The organism is Ruegeria conchae, assembly GCF_000192475.1.
GTDB classification, from domain to species: Bacteria; Pseudomonadota; Alphaproteobacteria; order Rhodobacterales; family Rhodobacteraceae; genus Ruegeria; species Ruegeria conchae.
On record NZ_AEYW01000011.1, the window covers coordinates 1 to 1,177 of the forward strand.

Below are 1,177 nucleotides of genomic sequence, written 5' to 3' on the forward strand. Positions count from 1 at the left end.
TTACTCGATGATTTTCGACACAACCCCGGCGCCGACGGTGCGGCCGCCTTCGCGGATGGCGAAGCGCAGGCCGTCTTCCATCGCGATCGGGGCGATCAGCTCGACGGTGAAGCCGACGTTGTCGCCAGGCATAACCATCTCGGTGCCAGCCGCCAGAGTCACGGTGCCGGTCACGTCAGTGGTCCGGAAGTAGAACTGCGGACGGTAGTTCGCGAAGAACGGAGTGTGACGACCGCCTTCTTCCTTGGTCAGGATGTAGGCTTCGGCTTCGAACTTGGTGTGCGGTGTAACCGAACCCGGCTTACACAGAACCTGGCCACGCTCAACGCCGTCACGGTCGATACCGCGCAGCAGGGCGCCAATGTTGTCGCCCGCTTCACCGCGATCCAGCAGCTTGCGGAACATCTCAACACCGGTACAGGTGGTTTTCTGAGTGTCACGGATGCCGACGATTTCGATCTCGTCGCCAACATTGATCACGCCACGCTCAACACGACCGGTCACAACAGTACCACGACCCGAGATCGAGAACACGTCTTCGACCGGCATCAGGAACGGCTTGTCGACTTCACGCTCAGGGGTGTCGATGTAGTCATCAACAGCCGCCATCAGTTCTTTGATCTTCTCTTCGCCAATTTCCGGGTTGTTGCCTTCCATTGCGGCCAGAGCCGACCCTGCGATGATCGGAATATCGTCGCCGGGGTATTCATAGCTGGACAGCAGTTCGCGAACTTCCATCTCAACCAGTTCCAGCAGCTCTTCGTCGTCAACCTGGTCAACTTTGTTCATGAACACGACCATCTTCGGGATGCCAACCTGGCGGCCCAACAGGATGTGCTCGCGGGTCTGCGGCATCGGGCCGTCAGCAGCGTTCACAACCAGGATCGCGCCGTCCATCTGGGCAGCACCGGTGATCATGTTCTTGACGTAGTCGGCGTGGCCGGGGCAGTCGACGTGCGCGTAGTGGCGGTTGTCGGTCTCGTATTCCACGTGGGCGGTCGAGATGGTGATGCCACGTGCTTTTTCTTCCGGCGCGCCGTCAATCTGGTCATACGCTTTGAAGTCACCGAAATACTTGGTGATTGCTGCGGTCAGCGTGGTCTTGCCGTGGTCAACGTGGCCAATCGTACCAATGTTGACGTGCGGCTTATTACGCTCAAACTTTTCCTTTGCCATT

At 58.5% G+C, this 1,177-nt stretch carries 1 protein-coding gene; it reads right to left on the minus strand.

The window, feature by feature from the left end; translation table 11 throughout:
- A complete protein-coding gene (gene tuf, locus G7G_RS0110465; protein WP_010441214.1) occupies positions 1–1,176 on the minus strand; it encodes an elongation factor Tu in 1,176 nt (391 codons plus the stop codon).
- Between the last annotated feature and the right edge of the window lies 1 nt (position 1,177).